Origin of the sequence: Lawsonella clevelandensis (assembly GCF_003241315.1) — a bacterium.
In the GTDB taxonomy this organism is placed as follows: Bacteria; Actinomycetota; Actinomycetes; order Mycobacteriales; family Mycobacteriaceae; genus Lawsonella; species Lawsonella clevelandensis_A.
Genome location: NZ_QFOZ01000016.1, coordinates 1 through 7,106 on the forward strand (window position 1 = coordinate 1; position 7,106 = coordinate 7,106).

Annotated in this window: 5 protein-coding genes, 1 tRNA gene and 2 pseudogenes; 2 read left to right on the forward strand and 6 right to left on the reverse strand. The window is 58.0% G+C overall.

The genetic code is table 11. The features are described 5' to 3' along the window. The first annotated feature begins 729 nt into the window (after nucleotides 1-729). Together DI579_RS07105 and DI579_RS07110 are read left to right on the forward strand one after the other, a co-directional pair. Nucleotides 730-2,427 carry an ABC-F family ATP-binding cassette domain-containing protein gene (locus DI579_RS07105; protein ID WP_008598634.1) on the forward strand — a complete coding sequence of 566 codons (1,698 nt, stop codon included), beginning with the start codon at nucleotides 730-732 and terminating at the stop codon, nucleotides 2,425-2,427. Nucleotides 2,428-2,461: 34 nt separating this feature from the next. Then, nucleotides 2,462-2,782, forward strand: coding sequence for a hypothetical protein (locus DI579_RS07110; RefSeq protein WP_303679009.1), 321 nt, complete (start codon nucleotides 2,462-2,464; stop codon nucleotides 2,780-2,782). A 79-nt stretch (nucleotides 2,783-2,861) separates the two neighbouring features. On the opposite strand, the pseudogene DI579_RS07115 reads toward DI579_RS07110, so the two are convergent. From DI579_RS07115 to DI579_RS07135, 6 genes and pseudogenes are all read right to left on the reverse strand, one after another. Beyond that, nucleotides 2,862-3,787 (reverse strand): annotated as a pseudogene (locus DI579_RS07115) (recombinase family protein); the annotation flags it as partial. 125 nt (nucleotides 3,788-3,912) lie between these two features. Continuing rightward, complete coding sequence (locus DI579_RS07120; protein ID WP_002548057.1) at nucleotides 3,913-5,115, reverse strand: recombinase family protein; 1,203 nt, start codon at nucleotides 5,113-5,115, stop codon at nucleotides 3,913-3,915. 56 nt (nucleotides 5,116-5,171) lie between these two features. Continuing rightward, entirely contained in the window at nucleotides 5,172-5,360 is a 189-nt protein-coding gene (locus DI579_RS07125) for a hypothetical protein (protein WP_008598641.1), read from the reverse strand. Then, nucleotides 5,357-5,764 (reverse strand): helix-turn-helix domain-containing protein, encoded by a 408-nt coding sequence (locus DI579_RS07230; RefSeq protein WP_008598643.1) that lies wholly within the window; start codon nucleotides 5,762-5,764, stop codon nucleotides 5,357-5,359. The genes DI579_RS07125 and DI579_RS07230 overlap by 4 nt, the downstream gene beginning before the upstream one ends. Before the next feature lie 168 nt (nucleotides 5,765-5,932). Then, nucleotides 5,933-6,559: pseudogene (locus DI579_RS07130) on the reverse strand (N-acetylmuramoyl-L-alanine amidase); the annotation flags it as partial. Nucleotides 6,560-6,561: 2 nt separating this feature from the next. After that, nucleotides 6,562-6,637, reverse strand: a tRNA-Ala gene (locus tag DI579_RS07135). Nucleotides 6,638-7,106: the final 469 nt, after the last annotated feature.

Below are 7,106 nucleotides of genomic sequence, written 5' to 3' on the forward strand. Positions count from 1 at the left end.
GCGGTGGCCTGAGAGGTAGTGGTCGTCCATCTGCCGGCTACCACGTTTGACTGTTTTCGCTCGTCAGAAGCGTTTCGTCACCGATCAGTGGACCTACTATGCAGAGAGTTTGAACTGTGGCTCGGCTGCACGAACCGCGTGTTCTCGCTTGTCGCGAGGGGTTTACCGGGCATCGAAGCGGCCACCGGAACCCTGTGTTGTGGACTCTCGGGGTCAGTCTGTCCGCTCACTTGAGATGGCTTAACATTTCTGACCGACGCCGAAGTCTACGAACGCTGCGAAACGCCAACCGACGCCTTTGCAACCAAGCCTTCTTCATCAAGATCTACATCGACGAAGACGACCAACTCCGCGTCGAGAACAACCGACCTTTCGAAATGCTCCTCGACCCTCAGATCAACGCCAACGCCCTCACCTGGGCCCAGAACGGCAACAAGGCCCGAATCGAAACTAAGGGGTTCGAGCCTTGTGCGTGGGGTTACTTAGACGTTCATTTTGATACAAGGATCTGGGTGGGTGCACGGAGGGGCTAGGTGGGTGCATTGCATCCTGACAGGAGCGCCGGGTGAGTTCTGGTTGACTACCAGCAGCGTGTTCGGTATGGTAGAGGATAGTTACGCGACAGCGTCCGTTCCAATTTCTGGGAGTGTGTTAATTCCGATGGTGCTGTGATCTCCGTTCGGCTACGCCGAGAAGCGTCCAAATGTTTCGACGGTTTTGGGGATCAATATGTCTGCTATCGAGGTAATCAATCTTTCTTTTTCATTTTCCGCTCAGCCACTCTTGGATAACGTTTCATTCAGCGTTGGCGATAGCGAGCGCGCAGTACTTGTGGGGCCTAATGGCTCTGGCAAAACCACTCTCCTGCGCCTGATACGAGGAGAGCTAACCCCGGATCGAGGACATATCGCCATCAGTGATGCAGGAGATGCAGGTTCTTGTCGCTTCCCTTATGTTCGTGACGCCACTGGCACAGTTCAGGACTATCTGGACGACGTGTTGGCTGGCCCATGGGAGTTGCTCACTCGCTTCGACCACGTGACGAAGCAACTATCGGCTGCCCAAAGTTCAGCGAGTCTCGCTAAAGAGTACGATCACATACTCACCAGTCTTACTCTGGCCGACGTATGGTCGCTCGAAGCTCGAATCGATGAAGTGTTAGCCGGTTTAGGTCTAGGCCAGCTGACCGGACGCGGTCGACAGCGCGCACTCGGCTCACTCTCCCCTGGCCAGGCAGTGCGGCTCGAACTGGCAGGCATCATTATGGTCAGACCAGTAACTCTGGTCTTGGATGAACCCACCAATCATCTTGATGACGAAGCCGTAGGCTTTCTGATCCAGCAAATAACAGATTGGCCGGGGCCAGTGCTCATGGCCAGTCATAATCGTGCGTTTATTGAAGAGACAGCCACGGTCATCTATGACCTCGATATTGCCCCGTGGCAGGCTTTGGCCACAGCTGAAGGAGAGGCTGTGTCTGGCGTGTACCGGTGCACTGGCGCCTATAGTGATTATCTTGGCGCCAAACAACACGCCCGCATGGAGCATCAAAAGCTTCACGCCACCCAGCAATCTGAAAAACGCGCGATTCGAAGTCATCGCCGTCGCAGCGAAGATATCGCTCGTGGTGGAGCGAAATTAGCGAAGGCGCAGGGCATGGCACGTAAGTTCTTCTCTGACCGGGCAGAAAAGACCGCGCTGCGACGCACGCGTAACGACGATCAACGCTTACACGATCTTGCTGAACATGAGGTGCGAAAACCCCGCAACTACCAACTTAAGCTCAACCTTCCACCAGTCGGCTCGCGTGGCGGGTTAGCCGTCACGGCACGAAGCGCCTTCATTCCAGGCAGGCTTCTCCCAATCACGTTCGACCTTGCCACGGGGGAACATTTAATACTGACTGGCCCGAATGGAGCGGGGAAAACCACGCTCTTGAATTGGCTTGCTAGTGGGAAAACAACAATCGACCCTAGATCCGAAGCCAGCGGCACTATCTCTGTCAGCGGGCGGCTTGCTTACGTCCCACAGCGCCTACCACGCACAGGAGATTCCTACTTTCACCCAGAACATTGGAAAGACGGGATCAGAGAACTTGGCACGGGAATACTCCACCCATCCATGTGGGCCACCCCAGTCGGCCAACTTTCAGATGGAAACCAGCGTCGAGCCCAGATCGCGTTAGCCGTGGCGCAGAAACCCGAGATTCTTGTCATTGACGAACCAACCAACTACCTCGACCTCGCCACGCTTGAAGAACTAGAGGACGCGCTACGCCAATGGAACGGCACACTCATCATCGCCAGTCACGACCGCTGGCTTATCAACCACTGGCAGGGAACACAAATCGAATTATGCCCCACAGATCCAGCGCCCGGATCACCGAATCCCCTCTTACTCGTTAAGAGCCGGTTCGAGCCGTGGTAGTGCCGTCCTTGAGTGTGAGTTTGATAGCGCCGTCGTGGTTGACGGTGGTGTGATCGACGAGGGTGTTCCAGGCTTGGTCGGAGTATTCGAGTGGTGGTTGGGTGACAAGGTAGTCGCGTACTTCGATTGCTTGTGCTCGGCGGTGGCGCAGATCGTCGATCTGGTCGCTGATCCGTTGATGCTCGGCCTCAAGTTGGTGGTGCCGATCTTCAAGCTCGTGGTAACGGCGGTCGTAGTCGTCAGGGTCGTGGGCGGTCGTGGCTGCGGGGTGATGAGTTGGTTCATCAGCGTGATGGTTTCTTCGATCCGCTCCCCCAGCGTGGCCTGCTTGGTTTCGAGCTCGCGGGTGTCGTAGACGGTTTCGTCGAGCAGGCGCATGGTGTCATCGAGCACGTCGTTGCCGGTGACCCGCTTAGCCAGGGCTGCGACGAAGAGATGTAGCGGCGGTATTTGCTGGTGGAGTGCCAGACTTTCCGCCCAAACCTCCCGCCGCAATCGGAGCAGGTGATCGTGTTGGCGAAGGGGTGGGTGTTGGAGGTGCCTTTGCCTGCGCGGCGGGCGAGTTCTGCTTGGACGGTGTCCCAGGTGACGGGATCAATGATGGGTTCGTGGTTGCTGGTGACGTAGTACTGGGGTACTTCGCCTTCGTTGATTTTCATGGTTTGGTTAGGAAGTCGGTGGTGAAGCTCTTTTGCAGCAGCGCGTCGCCTTTGTATTTCTCGTTGGCAAGGATCGACCGCACAGTGGAGGGCGACCAGATTTGTTTGCCACGCGGGGTGGGGATGCCATCGGATGTGAATTCTTTGGCGATGGTTTGTGGGGTTGCGCCTTCGAGGAAGCGGGCATAAATACGACGGACGGTTGGTGCTTGGGTTTCGTCGATGGCGAGGTTGCCGTCTTCGCCTTTCTTGTAGCCGAGCAGGGACGCGTAGGGCACCATGATTTTCCCGTCGGCGAAGCGTTTACGGTGGTCCCAGGTGACATTCTCGGAAATGGAGCGGGATTCTTCTTGGGTGAGGCTGGACATGATGGTGATGAGTAGTTCGCCTTTGGAATCGAGTGTCCAGATGTTTTCTTTTTCGAAGTAGACCTCTACGCCTTTGTCTTTGAGCTGGCGGACGTGGATGAGGGTGTCGACGGTGTTGCGGGCGAACCGGGACACGCTCTTGGTGAGGATCAAATCGATTTTTCCGGCGAGGGTGTCGGCGATCATGGTTTTGAAGCCTTCACGGTGTTTGGTGCTGGTGCCAGTGATGCCTTCGTCGGCGTACATGCCTGCGAATTCCCACTCTGTGCGGGATTGGATGTGGCTCGTGTAGTAGTCGATTTGTGCCTCGTAGGAGGAGGCTTGTTCTTCCATCTCGGTGGATACCCGCGCGTAGGCCGCTACCCTGCGCCGACGCCGAGTACCCTGCACCGTGGTGTGTCCGGGTATTTTTGTGGCTGGGATCGCGGTGACACGCTTGTTCCGAATCTGCTTGGTGGTCATATCGCACTTTCCTCGTCCAGGCTCACCGCCACTGGCACTTCGCCGCTAATGGTGTGGATGGTGAGCGTACGATCGGGATTGACAACGATTTTCACGAGGCGCGTCAGCGCATACTCGTCGTCCCAGTCGTCGAGGCCAAGCACGCGGGTGCAGATCTGGGTGAGATGGGTTTCTCGGATTTGTGGTGCCTGGCAGGGATTGCCTTTACCTTTGGTGGCGGTTTCGCACCACCAAAACTTGTAGGACGTGTGGCGGCGTGTCTTGGTGCGGCGGTGATAAAACCTGCTACAGACAGAGCATTCAATCCGAGAGGTGAGCCCGGTCGTTCTAGCTGACGGCGTGGCTCCACGTCCGAGATGTCTGCGCCGGGCGAGCTCGGCCTGGACGGCGCCGAACGTGGTCTGGTCGATGATGGGCGGGTGGGATTCGTCGACGAGGTAGCGTGGCAGCTCGCCGGTGTTGGTATGACAGTTCAATTCTGCAACGTTTGGCCGGTAATACTTTTGCAGGATTACGCGGCCGGTGTAGATTTCATTTTCGAGCCATTTGCGGATCGTCTTACCGCGAAACTTGGCTCCCCGCCTAGGCTTGACCCCTTCAGCATTCAACTGACTGATGATCTTGGCTTCAGTCTCGATGATAGCCAAGTCACTACCCACGTATTGGTAGCCGTAGGGTTGGCGCGAATGCATGAGCCCGTCGGCGTATTTCTTCCTTATCCCCCATTTAACATTCTTCGACATGGATCGAGATTCCTCCTGCGCAAACGATGCCAGCAGGGTCAGCAGGAGTTCACCGTCAGCGGTCGCGGTATCGATCTGTTCACGCTCGAAACGCACTGAGACGCCGAGGATTTTGAGTTCGCGGACGGCATCGAGCAGGTCGACGGTGTTGCGAGTCAGCCTGGATATCGACTTCGTCAAAATCATGTCGATGTCGCCGGAGCGGGCGGCGGCCATCATGGTCTGGAACCCCTCTCGACGGACGGTACTGGTGCCGGTGATGCCTTCGTCGATGAACACGCCTGCATAGTCCCAACCAGGGGTGGATTGAATCAGATGAGAGTAGTACGACACCTGGGCGGCAATCGAAGATAGCTGGCGTTCGTGCTCGGTCGATACCCGCGCATACCCTGCTACTCGTAGCCGACGTGGCGTGGCGGGTCTAGGTGGGATAACTCGAAAACTACGCGAGGTCACTCCCTGCTTCTCTTTCTTCTATGGCGACAGGTGTTTTGGTTGTATCCATCTACGCTCTAAACCTGAGTCTTATCCAGTCGAACCTGCAGCAACAATGCCCCCACTGGCGCGGTTGCTTCATGCCCGATCCGCGTAAGGATCACGTGGCTTTCGTTTGGGGTGAGTGCGCCGGTTTCGGTGAGCCGATCAATAAAGGCGACCTGGCGGGCAAGATCGACTTCGGCATTGAACATGGCACCCGTCACGGTCTGCCACCTCGGGTGCTGAAGCGGTGCCTGATATAGCAGGCATGCGAGCAATACTTACGGTGCTTGTTTCCGTAGGCCTCGAAGCTCTCACCGCAAGCAACGCAGGTGAAGGTGTATATTGCCCGCCGGTTGAGCCGTTCGGGGTGGGCGTGCCACCACGACAAACGACACACATCCGAACAGAACCTTTGCCCCGCCACCGCAGCTTCAAAATGCCCATTACAGTGTTCGCATGCCTTAGCAGGCTCAACATCAACCGCCGGATCGATGTTGATGTCAGCTCTGCGACAGATCGACTTCACCGTATTGCGCGACATGCCCAATCTGGTGGCGATCTGCCCATACGATGCGCCTCGGCATCGCAGCTCCACAACTCGCTCACGGGTAATCTCACGTGCCATGACGCGCTCCTGCTCAATAGAAATAAGGTCTCTACTGACAGGGCTTCGACCCACCCCGATTTATAACCACCACTGTCCTGGTGCGATGGGAACAAAAATGGCCCCGCCACCACCTCATGTAGTGAGGCAGCGACGGGGCGAAACAGGACAGTTTTCATGAGTCTTGGTTTAGTGGCGGAGTTTTTCGTTGACCCGGCGCTGGACGGCGTCGTAGTTGGATCCGAGTCTGCGTCGGCGTTCGTTGCCGTTGCCGTATTCGCCGCGGATGACCGCGTCAGCGAGCGCGTCAATGTTCGGTGCCGGCTTCGGTGTGGGTGCGGGTTTCGGTGCCGGCGCGGGTGCGGGCGTGTTGCTGGTCATGTGGTCGTACCAGTACTGGGCGCGAGCCATATAGGCGGCGTGCTGAGTACCGGCCAGCGATGCTGGGCATTCGGTGGCTGAGAAGTTTTTGTGCCCGAACACGTTCTTACCCCAGGTAGGGCGGCCGAGCTTGTAATACCGACAGATCGCGGCCACCAAATGTGCGCCGTTGTCGAGGCAGGCGTCAGAGATTTTCCATGGGTTAGAAGAGGCGTCGGCGTGCTCGATACCAATGCTGGTGGTATTGGCTGCCCAGTTTCCGGCGTGCCAGGCGGTGTCGCGGTCCCACACGAGCTGCCCGATCCGCCCGGAGGTTTCTACCTGGTAGTGGGCGGAGGCGGGCCGGGTCTGCCACACGTCCCAGCACCCTTTGATGGTGAGGTTGCCGGCGTTGTGGTGGATGATCACCTTGTCGATTCGGTGGCCGGAGCGTCCTTTGGTGGAGCATAGGGGACTCGAACCCCTGACCTACTGCTTGCAAAGCAGCCGCGCTACCAACTGCGCCAATGCCCCGTGGACCTCCATAGTGTAGAGGATTCCACGCTCAGCCAGTGCGGGAGCCAACTCTTCGGCCTGACCGCAGATAGCGATCCGCCAGCTGTCGGGGATCAGCAACTCCCGCCAGGCTCGGTTCACCGACCATTCCCCAGCACTCGCCCTCGCTGATGCCACGGCGGCGAGGTGATCGTCGACCCAGTTCGGTGCCAGTCCGGCCCCGACCAGAGCTGCCACTTGGTGGGCGACCGCACCGGCGGTGTCGTACTGCAATGGGGCGATGCCAACCGAGTGGTCGCGGGCGGCATCCACTTCGTCGGCCCTCAGGTCGTCGCTGGAGGTGAGAATGCGTAATGCCTCGGCCACGGCGTCGGCTCCAACCTCAGTGCGGAAGGACCCCGCAACGGTCGCCACTCCACCATCGGGGAGTGGGCGGCTCGACATTCCGACCCCGTAAGACCATCCCTTGTCTTCCCGCAGCACCTGG